General features: G+C 68.6%; 14 protein-coding genes. 3 read left to right on the top strand and 11 right to left on the bottom strand.

Features of this window, described 5'->3' with window-relative positions:
- Positions 1-57 precede the first annotated feature (57 nt).
- From CS062_RS20625 to CS062_RS20610, 4 genes are all read right to left on the bottom strand, one after another.
- Positions 58-1,047 (bottom strand): XrtA-associated tyrosine autokinase, encoded by a 990-nt coding sequence (locus CS062_RS20625; RefSeq protein ID WP_099863437.1) that lies wholly within the window; start codon positions 1,045-1,047, stop codon positions 58-60.
- 13 nt (positions 1,048-1,060) lie between these two features.
- Complete coding sequence (locus CS062_RS20620) at positions 1,061-2,653, bottom strand: XrtA system polysaccharide chain length determinant (protein ID WP_099863436.1); 1,593 nt, start codon at positions 2,651-2,653, stop codon at positions 1,061-1,063.
- A gap of 139 nt (positions 2,654-2,792) precedes the next feature.
- Entirely contained in the window at positions 2,793-3,431 is a 639-nt protein-coding gene (locus tag CS062_RS20615; RefSeq protein ID WP_099863435.1) for an XrtA/PEP-CTERM system exopolysaccharide export protein, read from the bottom strand.
- 214 nt (positions 3,432-3,645) lie between these two features.
- The gene (locus CS062_RS20610; RefSeq protein WP_099863434.1) at positions 3,646-4,527 is read right to left on the bottom strand and encodes a ThiF family adenylyltransferase; all 882 of its coding nucleotides are present in this window, start codon (positions 4,525-4,527) and stop codon (positions 3,646-3,648) included.
- A gap of 371 nt (positions 4,528-4,898) precedes the next feature.
- On the opposite strand from CS062_RS20610, the gene CS062_RS20605 reads away from it, so the two are divergent.
- On the top strand, positions 4,899-5,861 hold the full coding sequence (locus CS062_RS20605) for a PEP-CTERM sorting domain-containing protein (protein ID WP_099863433.1): 963 nt from the start codon (positions 4,899-4,901) through the stop codon (positions 5,859-5,861).
- A 63-nt stretch (positions 5,862-5,924) separates the two neighbouring features.
- Here the strand turns inward: CS062_RS20605 and CS062_RS20600 are convergent, their stop codons facing one another.
- The 6 genes from CS062_RS20600 to CS062_RS20575 all read right to left on the bottom strand — a co-directional run bounded on the left by CS062_RS20600 (position 5,925) and on the right by CS062_RS20575 (position 14,984).
- Positions 5,925-7,241 carry a type II toxin-antitoxin system HipA family toxin gene (locus tag CS062_RS20600; protein WP_099863432.1) on the bottom strand — a complete coding sequence of 439 codons (1,317 nt, stop codon included), beginning with the start codon at positions 7,239-7,241 and terminating at the stop codon, positions 5,925-5,927.
- 1 nt (position 7,242) lies between these two features.
- Positions 7,243-7,611 (bottom strand): DNA-binding protein, encoded by a 369-nt coding sequence (locus CS062_RS20595; protein ID WP_099863431.1) that lies wholly within the window; start codon positions 7,609-7,611, stop codon positions 7,243-7,245.
- 89 nt (positions 7,612-7,700) lie between these two features.
- Complete coding sequence (locus tag CS062_RS20590) at positions 7,701-9,113, bottom strand: TolC family protein (protein ID WP_099863430.1); 1,413 nt, start codon at positions 9,111-9,113, stop codon at positions 7,701-7,703.
- Between the two features lie 349 nt (positions 9,114-9,462).
- The gene (locus CS062_RS20585; RefSeq protein ID WP_099863429.1) at positions 9,463-10,671 is read right to left on the bottom strand and encodes an HlyD family type I secretion periplasmic adaptor subunit; all 1,209 of its coding nucleotides are present in this window, start codon (positions 10,669-10,671) and stop codon (positions 9,463-9,465) included.
- 22 nt (positions 10,672-10,693) lie between these two features.
- Positions 10,694-13,081: a type I secretion system permease/ATPase gene (locus tag CS062_RS20580; protein WP_099863428.1), complete on the bottom strand. Its 2,388-nt coding sequence runs from the start codon at positions 13,079-13,081 to the stop codon at positions 10,694-10,696.
- A 19-nt stretch (positions 13,082-13,100) separates the two neighbouring features.
- A complete protein-coding gene (locus CS062_RS20575; RefSeq protein WP_233218177.1) occupies positions 13,101-14,984 on the bottom strand; it encodes an O-linked N-acetylglucosamine transferase, SPINDLY family protein in 1,884 nt (627 codons plus the stop codon).
- 404 nt (positions 14,985-15,388) lie between these two features.
- On the opposite strand from CS062_RS20575, the gene CS062_RS20570 reads away from it, so the two are divergent.
- The gene (locus CS062_RS20570; RefSeq protein ID WP_099863427.1) at positions 15,389-15,901 is read left to right on the top strand and encodes a hypothetical protein; all 513 of its coding nucleotides are present in this window, start codon (positions 15,389-15,391) and stop codon (positions 15,899-15,901) included.
- Between the two features lie 33 nt (positions 15,902-15,934).
- Here CS062_RS20570 and CS062_RS20565 read toward each other — a convergent pair whose 3' ends face one another.
- Positions 15,935-16,447: a DUF1993 domain-containing protein gene (locus CS062_RS20565; protein ID WP_099863426.1), complete on the bottom strand. Its 513-nt coding sequence runs from the start codon at positions 16,445-16,447 to the stop codon at positions 15,935-15,937.
- Between the two features lie 130 nt (positions 16,448-16,577).
- Between CS062_RS20565 and CS062_RS20560 the strand changes: the two genes are divergently transcribed.
- Complete coding sequence (locus tag CS062_RS20560) at positions 16,578-17,585, top strand: D-2-hydroxyacid dehydrogenase family protein (RefSeq protein ID WP_099863425.1); 1,008 nt, start codon at positions 16,578-16,580, stop codon at positions 17,583-17,585.
- Positions 17,586-17,613 lie beyond the last annotated feature (28 nt).

Here is a 17,613-nt window from a genome sequence, read left to right as displayed (position 1 = left end):
GCCAGGGCGGCCCGGGACAGCGGCCGGCGGCGGAGGTCGAAGGCCCGCGTCATCGTGTCAGGCCCGGTCCCGGCCGGGCTGGGCCTGCGCGTCGCCCTGGCCGTCGGCTTGGCCGTAGCCGTAGCCGTAGCCATAACCGTAGCCATAGCCATAGCCGTAGCCGCTGCTGCGCTTGTTGCTGGCCTGGTTGAGCAGCAGCATCTTGAGCGGGCAGTGCTCGATCGCCGCGACGGCCTGCTGCACCGCGCTCTGCGGCGTGCGCTCGGCCTGCACGACGATCACCACCTGGCCCATGTGCGTGGCCAGCACCCGCGACTCGGTGGTCAGCAGCAGCGGCGGGCTGTCGAAGATGATGATCCGGTCCGGATAGCGCTTGGCCATGTCGTCCAGCAGCGCGCTCATCGCGTCGCTGGCCAGCAGCTCGGTGGCGCGGGCATGCGGGCGGCCGCTGGGCAGCAGGGTCAGCTTGTCGACGTTGGTCTTGAGCAGGACGCTGGCCATGTCGGCCTCCTTCTCCAGCACGTCCAGCAGGCCGGGACCGGGCGGCAGGCCCAGCATGCGCAGCATCGACGGGCGGGCGACGTCGGCATCGACCAGCATCACGGTGTTGTCGAACTCGGCCGCGATCGACATGGCCAGGTTCAGCGAGGTGAAGCTCTTGCCCTCGCCGGGCAGCGCGCTCGTCACCATGATCAGGTTGGCGTGATTCAGGGTCGAGGCGCCCTTGTTCATCGCGTTGCGGATCAGCGGGCGCTTGATGTTGCGGTACTGGTCCGCCATCACCGTGCGCGGCGCGTTCGGCGTCAGGAAGCCCTGCGCCGCGAGCGCGTCCAGGTCGAGGTCGACCCGCTTGGAGGTCATGTCGCCGGGGGAGCGGATCACCGCCGGGGCGGCGATCGGCGTCACGGTCGGCGCCAGGGTCGGCACCGCCACGGGTGTCGGCGCGGGCGTCGCCGCCGGCGCGGCCGCGGTGGCCAGGCCGACGTCGACGCCGGCCTGCTTGAGTTGCTCCAGCCGCTGCGCGGCTTGTTCGATCAGGCTCGTCATGCGAAAGCTCCCCTCACCCGGCCTGGCGGCTGATCCAGATGGCCATGCCGATCAGGCCCACGGCGTACAGGCTGACCAGGCTGCCCGACGCGACGCCGAAGCGCAGCAGGTCCACCTTGACGCGGCGCCGGTCCTCCGGCGTCTCCTGGCGAGAGACGGCGCCCAGGATCGGCAGCTCCAGGCGGTGGCGCAGTTCATTGAGGTCGTGGAACACCGGGCGGATCTGGCTGGCCGCGAAGGCGGTGACCAGGCCGGCGCCCAGCGCCACCACCATGCCGGCGGCCAGCAGCATCAGCCGGTTCGGCGCCACCGGCTTGGGCGAGGCGCGCGGCGGATCGATGATGCGGAAGTCGGCGACGCCCGAGGTGTTGTCCAGGTCGGTCGACAGCGAGGCGGACTCGCGGCGCTCGACCATCTCCTGGTAGTTCTTCTTGATGATGTCGTAGTCGCGGTTGAGCTGGGCGAACTCGGCCTCGAGCTGCGGCGCCAGCTTGATCGCGCCCTGCGCGGAGGCGTAGCGCGCGCCGTACTCGTCGACGCGGGCGCGGATCTGGGCCACCTCGACTTCCTTGGCCGCCAGGATGCGGGCCAGCTCCTGGTTGGCCAGGCTGTCGTTGGGGCCGCCGGTGGGCACTGGATTGGCGAGCGCGGCCTTCTGCAGGTCGGCCACTTCCTTCTTGCGCTGCTCTTCCAGGTCGCGGATCTGGCGCTTGATGTTGACGATGTCCGGGTGCTGGTCGGTGTAGCGCTGCTGCAGCTGGTCCAGGCCGCGCTTGAGTTCGGCGATGCGGTTGTCCAGCTCGGGCGTCGCGAACTTCTGCGAGCTCTCCTGCATCAGGCTCTGCAGGCTGGTGCCGGGCTGGCTGCGCTTGCGCTCGGTCTCGATCTGCAGCCGGGCGGCGTCGCGGGCGTTCATCGCCTCGCGCAGCTGCAGCCGGGCGGCCTCGAGCTGGTTGCTGGCCTCGGCCAGGCGCGAGGCCGCGTCCTTGCCGTCGGCCTGCGTCAGCTGCAGGTTGCGCAGCCGGAATTCCTTGCGCCGTGCCTCCGCCTCCTCGAGCTTGGTCTCGTAGGTCTTGATCTGCTCGTTCAGGAAGGCCGCGGCGGTGGTGCTGTCCTTGCGGCTGGCGCCCAGGCTGGACTCCATGAAGATCGACAGCAGCGAGGCCACGACCTTCTTGGAGATCTCCGGCGACGAGTCGCGGTAGGACAGCAGGTAGAGGTTGTTGGCCGAGTTGCCGGCGGTCTGGATCGACAGGTTGCGGGTGACGCGCTCGATCAGCGCCTCCTGGTCGGACTTGCTGGTGGCCTTGAGGTCCAGGTCGGCCATGCGCACCAGCTTCTCGACATTAGGCCGGCTGATCAGCGTGCGGCTGAGCATGTTGACCTGCTGCTCGGTGTTGGACAGCACGGCCATGCCGGACATCAGCGGCTTGAGGATGGACTGGGTGTCCACGTACACGCGCGCGCTGGCCTCGTAGCGGTCAGGCACGACGAACACGACGATGGCGGCGGCGATGCCGACCAGCCAGGCGGCGATCAGCCCCGGCCAGCGGTAGCGCCACATCCGCTTGAAGACGGCCATCAATTGCGCGATGAGGGAATCCATGCGGCGATCTCTGTTGCACCGGCGTCGACGCCGGTCGAGGCCCGGTCGGGAACGGGCCGGTACTTCGGGAAACGGGCGGGACTGGCCGGGGCCGGACCGGGCCGTCGCGCCGCGGGCGCGCGGACCGGCCGGGCGGCGGTCAGAAGAAGCTCTGCGGAATGATCAGGATGTCGCCCGGACGCATCTCGACGTTGGCGGAGACGTCGCCGCGACGGATCAGGTCCTTGAGCCGCACCGAGTACTGCTTGTTGCCCTCGGCGGTGCGCAGGATGGTGGCGGAGTTGCCGGCCGCGAAGTCGGTCAGGCCGCCGACGGCGATCATCACGTCCAGCAGCGTCATCTTCTGCTTGTAGGGCAGGAACTGCGGCTTGGCGGCCTCGCCGACGACGCGGATCTGCTCGCTGTACGGGCCGATGAAGCTGGTGACGATCACGGTGACGACCGGGTCGCGCACATACTTGCCGAGCTGCTTCTCGATGTCGCGGGCGATCTCGACCGAGTTCTTGCCCTGCACCGGCAGTTCGTCGATCAGCGGGGCCGCGATCTTGCCGTCGGGGCGCACCGGCACCGTCAGCGACAGCTCCGGATTGCGCCACACGATGATGTTGAGGTTGTCGCCGGCGCCGACGACGTAGCTGTAGTCGGCCTGCGAGGCGGACACCGGCGCGGGCGGCAGGCCGCCGGTCGTCGAGCACCCGGCCAGCACCGTGGCGACGGCCAGCAGCGCGGTCTGTGCCGCCTTGATGGAAGCGATCTTCAGTCCAGTGTTCTTCAACATGTCCACCCCTGCAGGAAGCTGCCCGGATTGCACCTCAGCGCGCCCGGGTGTGGAACCCCCTGGACTGAGGGCGCCCCCTTCCTGACGTGACGGAATTCCGTGCTAGCGGAGGCGGCCCCGAATCCCCCCTACCAAGGGCGTTCGAATCCCTCCTGAAACAGCCTGGATACATTTCCGCGCATCTCCGCGCGGGGCCTCCGGGAAAGCCCCCGGCTCAACGCCCGCGCAGCACCGGCTTGATCAGCGCGATCAACAGGCGCTGCAGCGGATGGGAGTTTCCGCCGGGCCGCCAGGTGTGCTTGAGCGTGCCGCGATAGGCATCGAAATGCATGCCCCAGGGCGCCGCGCGCAAGGGGCCGCGATTCAGCAGCAGCTTCAGCACATTCGTGCCCATGACGCCGGCGCACAACTCGCAGGCCATGCCGGTGGAGGGACCGCGCCTTTCCTTGAAGTTCACCGCCTCGGGGTCCACCAGATACTGCCGGCTGAGCATGGCCGGCGATACCCCGGCGATGAAGCGCGCATATTGATCCTCGTGGGCCACGCCCTCGACCTGGAAATAGTCCTCGAAACTCATCCCGGTGGGGCTGAAGTAGAGGAAGGCGGTGCCCATGCCCAGAGGCGCGGCGGTCATCGCGGGAATACCCAGTTCGCGGCAGCGGCGAAACACCTTGCGGCGCACCTCCAGCACGAAGAAGTCGAGGCTGTCGACATACACGTCGACGTCCTTCAGGAATTCATCGAGGTTGGCGTCGGTGACCCCTTCGCGAAACAGGCGGATATCGCTTTCCGGATTGATGTCGCGGGCCATTTCGGCGACGACCTCGATCTTGGGCCGGCCCATCGACGACATGAAGGCGGCGGCCTGCCGATTCATGTTGTGGACATCGAATTCATCGAAGTCGGCGATATTGAAGTTGGCGATCCCCAATCGCGACAAGGTCAGCACATGGGCGCCGCCAACGCCGCCCAATCCCGCCACCGCGACGCGAGCGCGGCGCAGCCGTTGCTGCTCATCCCGGGTGACCCAGCCGATATTGCGCGAGAACGCGCGGTCGTAATCGAAGGCAAAACCGGAGGGGATGTCGCGGCTCATGGGGTCTCCCTGTATTCGAATCGCACCACCGCCGGTTCGCGGGACCGGTCTTCGGGGCACAGCCGCCGAGTATGCGCCCGCCGTCATGACGGCAATCGGCGGAAATGCGGGACGGGCGCCGCGACCGCCGTCGGTCCCGCGCGCCTGTCCCGCGGGCCACCAGGACCCTCGACACCCCCCGGAATGTGGGCCGGACCGCTGTCGAAAAACTTGACAGCAAGGGCTGAAGATTCCCGCATCCGATTGTCAAGTTGTTGATTCACAAGGATGAAAGTGGGCTGGCACGGTCCTCGCTTTGATCCCCGGCAAGAAGCCGGCACGTGCCGCTTCCTAACGTGCATCTGGCAAGACGCATCCTCAAGGAGAGACACATGTTCAAGCAAGCAAAGCTCGCACTGGCCGCCACCGCGCTGGCCGCTGCGACGTTGCCGGCGATGGCGGCCCCGCTGTACATCAACACCGGCCAGGACTTCCTCGGCGAACCCGTCCCCAACGGCTCGACGAACACCACTGTGTTCGACCAACTGGGTTACAGCGGCACGCTGGCGACCTCGATCTACCTGGGCTCGCCCGCCACCCCTGGAACTCAGGTGGTGGATACCAACATTCCGTTGGTGATGAACAGCTACGGCTTCAGCGCTGGCACCAAGCCGACGCTGAGCGGCGGCACCGCCTCGTTCAGCTACCCGAACGCGCCGGCGCAGACCAACATCGACTCGCTGAACAATCCGCAGAACCCGCTCGATCTGAACGGCTTCGTCGGCGGCGTGGGCTTCCCGGCCTACGGCTTTGGCAACGTCGGCGGCCTGGGCGGCGCCTGGGGCCTGACCTACGAGTACGAGATCCGCGGCGTGACCGTCGACGGCGACGGCGACGGCGTCTCCGACTACGTCCGTTACAACAGCGGCACGTTCAAGGTGTTCTATCAAAGCGCGGCGACCGACCCGAACGACGGCAAGGAAGTCCTGCGCCTGATCGTCACCGGTTCGGACATCCAGCTGACCAACCTGAATGTCAGCGGCTACGTCGACTACAGCGAAAACGGCAGCGACCCCTTCGTCCAGAACTTCTTCAACTCCGGTGATGGCCTGGGCTCGCTGTACAGCAACTGGCTGAACAACAACATCTCGGTGAGCTGGGTGCTCGACACCAACGTCGATCCCCCGATCCCGACCCCGAACCAGCTGTGGGCCGCGAGCGGCGGCCTGATCCGTCAGTCGACGCTGGACGGCTCGCTGGTGATCAACGTGCCGGAACCGGGCTCCCTGGCCCTGGCCGGCTTGGCCCTGGCTGGCCTGGGCTTCGCCCAGCGCCGCCGCGCCCTGCGCAAGTAATCGGCCTCGGCTGATGCGAAAACCGCCCCTCGGGGCGGTTTTTTCTTTGGGGCATCGGAAGGCTCAGGCGCGCCGGAAGGGACTTGGCCGGCGAGCTCGGCGCGCTGGCGACGCGTGGCGGCTCGGGTCGAAACGGTCGCGCTGCGTCCGCAGGGCCTCGCCGTCGACGCTTTCGGCCAGCAGGTCGATGTCGCGAACCGTCACGCCGACCTCGGCGAAGTGTTGCCGCCAGCCGTTCACGACCTCGATGACCGCAACCACTTCTCCCGCAGCCTCCTCCGGTTGCAGGCCAAACGCCTCGCACTGCGACATGGCGTTCTCCAGGCTTGACTCCTGGCCCCGAGCGCCGCAGACGAACTCCTGATAGCCCTGCCCCGAGTGGGTCGGCAACAGGTCATACGCCGGCGCCAGCCGCAGGCGCCCGTGCTCATGCGGGCTCACGACCAGCAGCGCATGGTTCTTCTCATGGTCGTCCGTGTTGTCCACCAGGATGTTGAACACCATGCGGCGGAACAGCTCACGCGCGTCCTGCTGGTTGATGCCGTCCCGCGCCAGCCCGATGCGACGAAGCAGTCGCGCCAACTCGGGATAGCCCATCTCAGGTTCCATGCCGGAGGGCGTGGCCGCACGAATGGCCGTTCCCGCGGACAGGCTGTGAATGCGTCGACCGTCCCTTCGGTCGAAGCGCCGGATGGCGATCGCGCTGGCCCCGGCCAACGGAACGATCCGCGTCTCGGCCACCGTGATGCCCGCACGCGCGGCCAGCGTCATCGTCGCGTGCTCGACCAGGGGCGAGTCGACAGGCTCCCCGCTGTAGAACTTGATCACCCATTGTTCGCCGCCGATGTCGATGAGCGCCTTCGGCTTCGCACCGCCCAGCGGACTGCCACCGCCGGCGATGAGCCTCGCCTCGATCGCGCTGAGCGGTTCGGAGCCCTCGATCTTCGCCACCACCTCGCTGAGCGCCTGGACGTCGTCCAGGCGAGGCAGTGGGCCACCCGGCCGGGGTTCATACGCGGTCGCCGACGCCGACACCCCGAGCGCGCCGAATCGGTCGTCGCCGGCGTAGTACAGGAACTCCATCAGCGACAGGCGTTTGGGCCTGTCGGCGAATCGGATGACCTTCTCGCCCCAGCGGTCCGGCCGCGCGTCATCGACGGCGCCGACCGCACGCTGGCTGTCGCCCGCCAACCGGCCGGGTGGCAGGAACTCGATGTCCCTGAGCGGCAGATCCTCGCTCAATGCGAAGCCGTCAGCCAGCCAGGAAGCGCCATATCGCAACGACACGCCCTTGCCGTTCGCGACCAGCCTGAGCGCGCCCACATACGCAGGCGTCGAAGGGTCGCCCAGATACCAGAGATGCAAGTCGTCCCAGCGCATGTCACTCCTCGTCCTGCGATGAACGCAGGCGATCCTGCGCCGCGGCCAGCGCGCGTGCGCGGCCGAGTTCGACCGCCTCACGGACGTCCAGTTCCAGGGCGCCGCGGTCGTGTTCGGGGGCTGCGAGATTGCCCAGCTCGCCGTCGCGCTGGATGAGCCACAACGCGCTGGCGATGATGCCGATGCTGATCGACGGGTCGCCCGATTCCAGCCGGCGCAGCGTGGGCACCGTGGTACCCAGGCGCTGCGCCCAGGATCTCAGCGACTCCTTGCGGCGCAACCGCGCGACGGCAAGATCGGCGCCAAGTTTCTCGAGCGCACCGAGTGTGGCAGGGGGGAGTTGGAGAAGTGCACGCGCTGTCTTAGGCATGCATGTAGATTAGTACAAAATCGGCGATTTTGTACATATCTATAAATACACGCCACCGCCTAGCTTCAATCAAGGATCGTGAGGAGCGCTCAGCGCAACGGCGTCACGACACCCCGCCCCTGCGACCAGATGATCGCCACCACCTGCTGCGCGTCGTACAACGCGTTCACATGGGCGACCCGCATCGAGTAGTAGTCGCCTTCCGCCGCCATCACGTCGAACAGCGAGCGCTTGCCGAGCTGCTGCCACTGCTGCAGCGTGAAGCCGCGGACGCGCTCGCTGTTGCGCAGGATGTCGACCAGCCGCCGCGAGCGGTCCAGCGACGAGGACGCCGCCTCGTACATCTCCTGCACGCGATAGCGCTTGGCCTCGATGGTCTCGTCGCGTTGCAACGAGGCCGCCTGGGCCCGCCGGCGCGCCGAGGTCAGCGCCGAGTCGGCACCCGGCTGCACGATCGGGATGTTGACCGTCACGCCGCCGATCCAGTCGGTCTGGCGGGCCTGGCCCACCGTCGTGTTGCCGGAGACCAGCAGGCTCACGCTGGGCTGCTGCCCGGCGCGCACCGATTCCGCATAGCTGCGCTGCGCCTGCGCCTGCGCCGAGGCGGCCGCCACGTCGGGCGACACCATCACGTCGGCCAACATCTCGTTGAGGTCGGGCAGGCGCGCCAGCACCGCGCTCATCGCCGCGCCGCGCGGCAGCTCGTCGCCGACGAAGCGCTTGAGCCGCACCTCGGTCTGGCGCAGCGCCGAGGTGGTCTGTTCATAGGACAGGTCGGCCTGCTGCAGGCTCTTCTGCGCCTGCACCAGTTCGCTGGCGCGACCACGGTCGGCCTTGGTGATGATGTCCAACGCCTCCACCAGGCAGGCCATCTTGCGCACGTACTGGCTGTAGACCTGCGCCTGCAGCTGGTAGCGGCCGCGGTCCAGCGCCAGCGACACCGTCTGCAGCGCGACCTGCTCCTCGGCGCTCGACTGCCCGAAGCGCGCCGCCTCGAGCAGCTGCGACTTCCATTCGGTCAGCTTGGTGATCCGGCCCGAGTCATAGATCGGCGCGGTGACGCTCAGAGAGCCCCGGCCCTGCACGCCGCTCGAGTGATTGCCCGGGCCATCGCCCGGCAGGACGGTGCCGGTGTGAGCGGCCGACAGGCCCATCGTCACCGTGGGCAGGCGCTGCGCCTTGGCTTCCTGGTAGTCGGCCTCCGCGGCCAGCGTCAGCAGCCGGGTCGCGCCCAGCGCCTTGCTGCGGTTGAGCGCGCGGTTGACCAGCTCCTGCAGTTGCGAGCGCGGGTCGGCGTCGCCGACGTCCAGCAGCGCGGTGTCCTTGGCCGAGAGTTGCGCCGGCGGCAGCATGCGCTCGTCCGAGCAACGGCTGGGCGGCGGGTCCTGCGCCCGCACGGGCGCGCTGAAGCCGGCGAGCGCCGTCAGGACGACGGCCGCGCTGGCGGTCAGGCGGAAGGTGGAGGTGCGCCGCAGGCTCCGGCGCGGAGTCGAATCGATCATGGTCACGCGTACTGCAAGCAATTTCCCATGGCCTCTACTGGACCATCCCGGCGGGAAATCGAAGCCTGGATAAGCGGCGCGCAACCGGCCTGTTCGTGACCTTCAGACGAGGCTTACAAATGAAACGCCCGCCAGAAAGCATCCGCCGCAGTCCACCCGCATGCCCAAGGCCCTGAGGCCTTGGTGATGGCGAGTCTGCATGGGGCTTGGGGTTTCGGCGCTTGACGCCGGGGGCGAGCCGGACCGAGCTCAGTCCGGTGGACTGAGCGACGCCGGAGAGCGCTGGAGGGCCGCAGGGCCGACGGCGCCATGCCCCGGGCGGACCCACGCGCCGTAGGCGCAGGTGGAATCAGCGTTCCCTGAGCGCTTCCTTGGACTTCAGCATCGGCCGCAGCAGATAGCTGAGCACGGAGCGCTCGCCGGTGCGGATGTCCACCATCGCGGTCATGCCGGGGATGACCGGCAGCGGCTCGCCCTTGGCGCGCAGAGTGTTGTGCTCGGCGGTGATCAGCACCCGGTAGTAGGTGCCTTCGTTGTTCTTCTCGGTCTCGCCCAGGGCGTCGGGGCTGACGTACTCGATCTTGCCGTGCAGGCCGCCGTTGACGTTGAAGTCGTAGCCGTTGAGCTTGACGATGGCGGTCTGCCCCACCTGGACATAGCCGATGTCCTTGGGCTTGATGCGGGCCTCGACCAGGATGCGGGGGCCGATGGGCACGATCTCCATGATCGGCGAGCCCGAGGTGATCACCCCGCCGACGGTGTTCATCTTGATGTTCTTGACCAGGCCCTTGACCGGCGACTTCAGCACCGAGCGCGTGACCGCGTCGCGGCGCACGACCAGTTGCTCGTCAAGCTGCGCCAGGTCGGTCTGCGCCTTGGACAGCTCGGTGCTGGCGTCCTGACGGAAACGGCTGATGCGCTCGTTGCGCTGCTGCTGGAGTTCGTTGACTTGGCGCGTGACGCGCATGACCTCGACGTTGGACATCAGGCCCTTGGACGCCATGTCCTGCGCCATCTTCTGCTCGGCGGCAAGCAGACCGATGCTGCGGTTGATGCTGGACGTGGCCTCGTCGAGCACGCGGCGGCGGGTATCGAAGACCTCGCTCTCGCTGTCGACCAGGCGCTGCACGCCCTTGACCTCGTCCGGGAACTTCAGCGGCACGCCCAGCGCCTCCGCGCGCAGCCGCGCGACCTGCGCCATCAGCCCCAGGCGCTTGGCCTGGCTCTCGTTCTCGGCCGCCTCGGCGCGGGTGGGATCGAGCTCGGCCAGCGCCTGGCCGGCCTCCACTTCCTCGCCCTCGTGGACCAGCAGCTTGCCCAGCGTGCCGGACTCCAGGCTGGCGATCACCTGCTCCTTGCCGTCGGGCACGATGCGGGCATCGCTGCGGGTCACCTCGTCGACGGTGGCGATCGAGGACCAGACCAGCCCCACCAGCAGCACGGCGGCCAGCAGGTACAGGGCCCAGACGGCACGCGGCAGCGGCTCGTCGATCAGCGCCGACTGGACGCTGCCGACGAACAGGCCTTCTTCGCGGCTGAGGGTGCGGGACTGCGACATGGGGGCGATCTCTCGGCCGGCGTCAAACCGACGCGGCGCGGTTCACGGCCTGCGCGGCCGGATGCACATGGACCGGCGCGGCCGGCGCGGCCTGGCCCGGTTGCGGCTGTTGCTGCTGGGACTGGCCCGGCGGGCGGGCGCCGGACAGTGCGGCCAGGACCTGGTCGCGCGGACCGTCCATGACCAGGCGGCCGCTGTCGACGACGACGATGCGCGAGACCAGCTCCAGCACCGCCGGACGGTGGGTGACCATGATCAGCGTGCAGTTGCCGGCCGCATCGCGCAGCTGGCGCAGGAAGGCGATCTCGGACTGCGCATCCATCGAGCTGGTGGGCTCGTCCATCAGCAGGATCTGCGGCCGGGTGACCAGGCTGCGCGCCAGGGCCACCAGCTGGCGCTGGCCGCCGGAGAGCAGCGAGCCCATCTCGCCGACCGGCAGGTCCCAGCCCATCGGATGGCCGGCGACGACGCGGTCCAGGCCGGTCAGCTTGGCGACCTCGACCAGGCGCTGGGCATCGACATGACGGCCCATCAGCACGTTGTCGCGCAGCGTGCCGTGGAAGAGCCGCGGCTCCTGCGACACGAAGCCGACCTTGCCGCGGAACTCCGCCGGGTCGACCTGGCGCAGGTCGATGCCGTCGATCTCGACATGGCCCTCGGTCGGCTGGTACAGGCCGGCCAGCATCCGCAGCACGGTGGACTTGCCGCTGCCGATGCGGCCCAGGATCGCGATCCGCTCGCCCGGCTGCACCCGCATCGTGACGTTGCGCAGCACCTTGGGCGACTGCGCATCGCCCTGCGCCGGGTAGGAGAAGCCGATGTCGTTCAGGCCGATGCGGCCGGTGATCTGGTTCAGCGGGACGTAGTTGCGGGTGGAGTCGCGCTCCACCGGTGCGCTCATCACCGAGTTCAGCGACAGCATCGCCGCGCGCGCGCCCTGGTAGCGGGTGGCCAGGCTCACCAGGCTGTTCAGCGGCACCGTGGCGCGACCGGCGAACATGACGGCACCGATCAGCGCGCCGGCGCTGATGACGCTCTCGTTGATCAGGTAGACGCCCCAGACCAGCATCACCAGGTTGATCGCCTGCTGCATGGTCATCGAGATGTTCATGCTCCAGCTGGCCATCGTGCGGGCCTTGAGCGCCGACTCGGCGACGATCGCGGTGCTGTGCTCGTAGCGGCGCAGGAAGCGGCCCTCGGCGCCGGTGGTCTTGAGGTCCTCCAGGCCTTCCAGCGCCTCGACCAGCGTGCCGTGCAGGTCGGCCGACTCGGTCATGTTGGTGCGCATCGCGCGGCGCAGGTAACCCTGGATGCCGAAGCTCATCAGGAGCATCAGCGGGATCGCGATCATCAGCACCCACCCCAGCGGGCCGCCGATGATGAAGGTCATCGCGACGAACAGGATCACGAACGGCAGGTCGGTCAGGACCGACATCGTGGCCGAGGTGAAGAAGTCGCGCACCACCTCGACCTGGGCCAGGTAATGCGCATAGGAGCCGGCGGACGCGGGACGATGCTCCATCCGCACGCCCAGCGTCTGGCGGAACAGCTTGGCGCCGACGATCAGGTCGGTCTTGCGGCCGGCCAGGTCGATCAGGTGGGCGCGCAGCTGGCGGGCGAACAGGTCGAAGACCAGCGCCAGGCCGGCGCCGACCGCCAGCGTCCACAGCGTGACGAAGGCCTGGTGCGGAATGACCTTGTCGTAGATGACCGAGGTCACCAGGCCCGACACCATCATCAGCACATTGCTCAGCAGCGCGGCCAGCATGGCCGAGCGGTAATAGGGAATGAAGCGCTTGAGCGTGCCGAACAGCCAGTGCGAATCGGCCTGCAGCAGCGGCGCCTCTTCCTGGGGGCCGGCGATCGGCTTGGCCTGGGACACCTCCTGCGGCGTGACCGCCAGGATGAAGCCGCTGTACTCCTGGTCCAGCTCGGCGGCCGGGGCGACGCAGCTGGCCGCCTCCGGGCCGGGGAAGACGACCTCGTAGCGCACGCCGCCGGCGGCATCGTCGTCCAGGCGGCGCACCAGCACGCAGGCGTCGCCGCCGTTGAGCAGCAGCACCGCGGGCAGCAGCAGCTGGTGGATCTCCTCGATGCCCTTGCGCAGCAGCCCGGCGTTGTAGCCGGCCTCGCGCATCAGGCGGATCGCCTGGTCGGGGCTGATCGCGCCGTCGACCGGCGCGCCGGCGCGCAGCGATTCGGCCGAGCGCCCACGCCCGTGATGCTGCGTCAGCCAGGCCAGGCACTGCAGCCGCGGGTCGATCGCCGGCTGCTGCGCCAGGTCCGCGAGCGGGTCCTGCGGCTCGTCGGGCATGCCGGGCGCGCGCTGGCCGTCCTCGGCCGCCAGGCGCAGGCCGGGGCGGCGGGCGCGCTGGTCACCGTCGAAGAAGGGGTCGTGCGGCCGGTTCATTTATCGAATCTTCGTCACTTCACGCGCGATGGGCGAGGGCCAATTGCTCGAATTCGCGCTCGATGTCACGCACGATCGCCGGCATGTCGAAAAGTGCGCTGTTGCGGCCTTCGTCGCGCAGGTAGCGCTTGTAGGAGCGCGCCCGGCCCGGATTCAGGCCGATCTGGATGGCGCGCTCGACATACTCGTCCAGGGAGAAAGTGATCAGGTCCGGCAGGCCGACGGCGGTCAGCAGACTGCCGCACATGCGGGAGATGTAGCTGCGGCCGGAGCGCGTCAGGATAGGCGTGCCCATCCACAGGCAGTCGCTGGCGGTGGTGCCGGCGTTGTACGGGAAGGTGTCCAGCACCAGGTCCGGCAGCTGGAAGCGGGCCAGGTAGTCGGGCGGCGCCACGCGCGGCGCGAAGATCAGCCGCGACGCGTCGATGCCGGCGGCCTGCGCCTCGCGTCGCAGGTTGGCCTTGGCCCACTCGTTGTCCGCCAGCAGCCACAGGACCGAATTCGGCACGCCGTGCAGGATGCGCATCCAGGCGCCGAACATCTCGGCGTTCATCTTGTGGTTGTTGTTGAAGGAGCAGAAGACGAAGGCGTCGTCCGGCAGCTCGTACTGGGCGCGGGTCGGATCGGCGCCGACCTCGCGCTGGCGGTCGCTGACCTGGTAGCAGTGCGGCAGGTAGATGGGCTTTTCGGAGCAGTACGGCAAGTACTCGGGCGGCATCACGAAGCGGTCCGCGATGATCCAGTCCACGCCCGGCAGCAGCGAGGTGGCCGGCAGGCCCAGGTAGCTGACCTGCACCGGCGCCGGGCGATGCGCCAGGATGTTGGGCCGCGCGCCGCTGGTCAGGCCCTGGAGGTCGACCAGCACGTCGATGCCGGCCTGGGCGATCAGCTTGGCGGCGGTGGCGTCGTCCATCGCATTGAGGCGCCAGACCTTGTCCATCGACATCAGCAGCCGCTTGCGCAGCGCGGTGCCGTCCTCGCGGCTCCAGTCGAAGGCATGGATCTCGAATTTCTCGCGGTCGTGCAGCGCGTAGAGCTCGGCGGTGAGCAGGCCCACCGCATGCATGCACAGGTCGCCGGACAGGTAGCCGATCTTGATCCTGCCCTGCTGGCGGGCGGCGACCGAGACCGGGTGCTTCCAGAGCGCTTCCTTCTGCCGGGTCACCTTTTCATGGACGAAGCGCTGGGCGGCGCCCATCTGCAACGCGGGGTCGTCGGTGGCGCTCAGCGTGGCCAGCAGCGAGGTCGCGATCAGCAGCTTGTTGTGGGTCACCTCGCCGAAGGGCTGGTAGACCGGCCACTTGCACTGCTTCTGGCGGATGTGGACGTAATGCTGCATCACGTCCGTCTGGTCGGGATTGAGGGTGAGGCTGCGGACCATCAGCGCCTCGGACTCCTCATAGCGCCGCTGCAGTTCGAGCAGCCGGGCGGCGTTGTTGAAGGCGTGGGTGCGCAGGCCGTCGGTGTCCGCGCCCAGGGCCTCCATCGGACCGGTGGCGTCGTGGACCGCCTGCCAGGCGGCCAGCGCCTCGTCGACGCGGCCCAGGTGCTCCAGCTGATGGCCCAGGTTCAGGCGGGCCTGGGCGAAGCCGGGGCTGATCGCCAGCGCCTGGCGATAGACCTGCTCGGCGCGCTCATGCTGCTGAATGTTGCCCAGCACGGTGCCCCAGTTGTAGAGCGCGACCAGGCGGGCCGCCGGCGGCTGACCCTCATGCGCCAGCCAGGTCTCATACAGATGCGCGGCGGCGTCGCCCAGGTTCTGGGTCTGAAGGAAGTTGCCGCGGTCCATCAGCTCCGGCAACGGGAGCGAGCCCTCGCGGGCGCGGGTCAGCAGCTGCTCCCATTCCTGGGCCAGGTGGGCGGGAACGCTCAAGTTCGGCATGCTGGGGCGGGCGATGTCCATGGGTTCGGGCTTTCGGGGCACGGTGGGACGACCCGGCGGGCACGACCGGACGAGCCGGCGCGGGCCCTGGGGCCGCCTGTACGGATTGTGTCCGCGCGTTCCCGGGGGAATCCCGGCAAATGGACGGTGCCCACCGTCCATTTCCCTGCCTGGGAGTTCCCGCCCTGGGCGCGTCGCGGACACCGGCGACCCGCCCATCTGGCCCGTTATCGGCCGCCGGAGCGAGAACTTGAGCACGATTTGCAGGCCGCGTCACCGCCTTATCCAGGCTTCGGGGGACAAGGCCGACTTCCACAATCGCCTCGCGATCGCGGCCTCGAAGCCGGGACGCCGCGCGATGAGCAGGCCCGGAAAGGGACGTCGAGGGACGCGCGTTCGATCCACCACACCAAGAAGAACGCACCATGAAGGCGATACGGAGCCAGTCGGGTTGGGATGAGATCGTCGACGAGGCGCGAGCCGTCGAGCTCGACGACCTGGAGACGCGGGCCGCGGACGACCGGAGCTGGCTGGCGCCGGCCAGCCGCCTGGGCGGCACCGGCGGTGCGGCGATGAACGATGCGCCGACACGTCGGCGCGGTGGGGACTCGATCTTCCAGAGCCTGATGCGGCTCTGGCCCGGCGACGGCCAGCGGCCCCGGGCGAGCGCCCGGGCGATGGCCAAGCTGCGGGCGGCCTTCCGGGCCAGCGTCGCGGACCTGGCCGACGAGGACGATGGCGAAGCGCGGGAGCGGGTGACTGCCCTGCTCCGCCATATCGTCCATGCGCGACATCCGCAGGACCTGTGGCACCTGCGAACCGCGATCTATACAGAAGTGGCGCGGGAGATCGATCAGGCGGAGGCCGAAGCCCGGCTGATCACGCTCAACCGCCAGCTGGCGCAGAGCAAGAGCCTGCTGCGGCGGCTCCTGGGCTGACCTTAGCGCCCACGCCGCCGGCCCTTACTCGGCTTACTTCGGCTGCCCGAGGAAATCCATCTTCCCCAGCGGCACGCCGGCATGGCGCAGCAAGGCGTACAGCGTCGTGGCGTGGAAATAGAAGTTGGGCAGGTTGAAGAAGCGCGCGAAGTCCTGGCCCTGGAACTGCAGCGGCTCCTTGTCCCGGCGCGGCACGCTGACCGCACGCGTCTCGGACCCGTTGATCTGCTCCGCGCTGACGGTCTTGAGGAAGTCCCGGGTCTTCTGGATGCGCTGGAGCAGCTCTTCCAGCGAGGCCTCGGTGTCCGGCCAGCTCGGCACCTCGATGCCGGCCAGGCGCGCCGCGCCGCTCTTGGCGGCGTCGCTGGCGATCTGGACCTGACGCGGCAGCGGCAGCATGTCGGGCGCCAGCCGCAGGGTCAGATAGACCGACTCGTCGAAGCCCTTGGCAATGGCGTGATCACGCGCGGTGCGGATCCAGGTCTGCATGTTGGCCAGCATGCGATCGAACACCGGCACGGTGGCGGCGTACATGTCCATGGAGATCTCCTCGTCTCTGGGGGTTGGGATGCGAAGCGGGCGCGATGCTAGTGCCTGTTCCGATCTGTTGCACGACGCTCGCCCAATGGCCTTGGGCCGGCCGTTTCAGGCGAGTAGGATCGGTGCCCGCACGCCTATGAACATCATCATCCTCGACGACTACCAGGACGCCGTGCGCAAGCTGCCTTGCGCCGCCAAGCTGGACGCGCTGAACGCCAAGGTCTTCACCAACACCGTCAAGGGGATCGGCCAACTGTCGATCCGGCTGCGGGATGCGGAAGTTCTGGTAACGATCCGCGAACGCACCCACTTCTCGCGGCAATTGCTGGAAAAGCTGCCCAAGCTGAAGCTGATCTCGCAGACCGGCCGTGTCGGCAAGCACATCGACCTGGACGCCTGCACGCGGCTGGGCATCGCTGTGGCCGAAGGCGGCGGCTCGCCGATCGCCCCCGCCGAACTGACCTGGGCGCTGATCATGGCGGCGATGCGCCGCCTGCCGCAGTACATCGCCACCCTCAAGCACGGCGTGTGGCAGCAGTCGGGACTGAAATCGGGCTCGATGCCGCCCAACTTCGGCCTGGGCATGGTGCTGCGCGGCAAGACGCTGGGCATCTGGGGCTACGGCAAGATCGGCCAGCTGGTCGCCGGCTACGGCAAGGCCTTCGGCATGCAGGTGCTGGTCTGGGGCAGCGAAGCCTCCCGCCTGCGCGCCCAGGCCGACGGCCACCAGGCGGCCGACAGCCGCGAAGCCTTCTTCGAGCAGGCCGACGTGCTGTCGATGCACCTGCGGCTGTCGGACGAGACCACCGGCATCGTGACCGGCGAGGACCTGGCGCGGATGAAGCCGACCTCGCTGTTCGTCAATACCTCGCGCGCGGAGCTGGTCGCGGACGGCGCGCTGGTCTCGGGCCTGAACCGCGGCCGCCCCGGCATGGCGGCCGTCGACGTGTTCGAGTCCGAGCCGATCCTGCAGGGCCATCCGCTGCTGCGGCTCGAGAACGCGGTGTGCACGCCGCACATCGGCTACGTCGAGCAGGACAGCTACCAGATGTACTTCGACGCCGCCTTCGACAACGTCCTGAATTACATGGCGGGCAAGCCCACCAACATCGTCAATCCGGATGCGCTGAAGGTGCACCGGTGAGCCGGGCGCCCTCTCCCCCGCCCCCTTC

The organism is Roseateles chitinivorans, assembly GCF_002761755.1.
Lineage (GTDB): Bacteria > Pseudomonadota > Gammaproteobacteria > Burkholderiales > Burkholderiaceae_C > Roseateles > Roseateles chitinivorans.
This window is presented reverse-complemented; position numbering and strand designations above follow the sequence as displayed.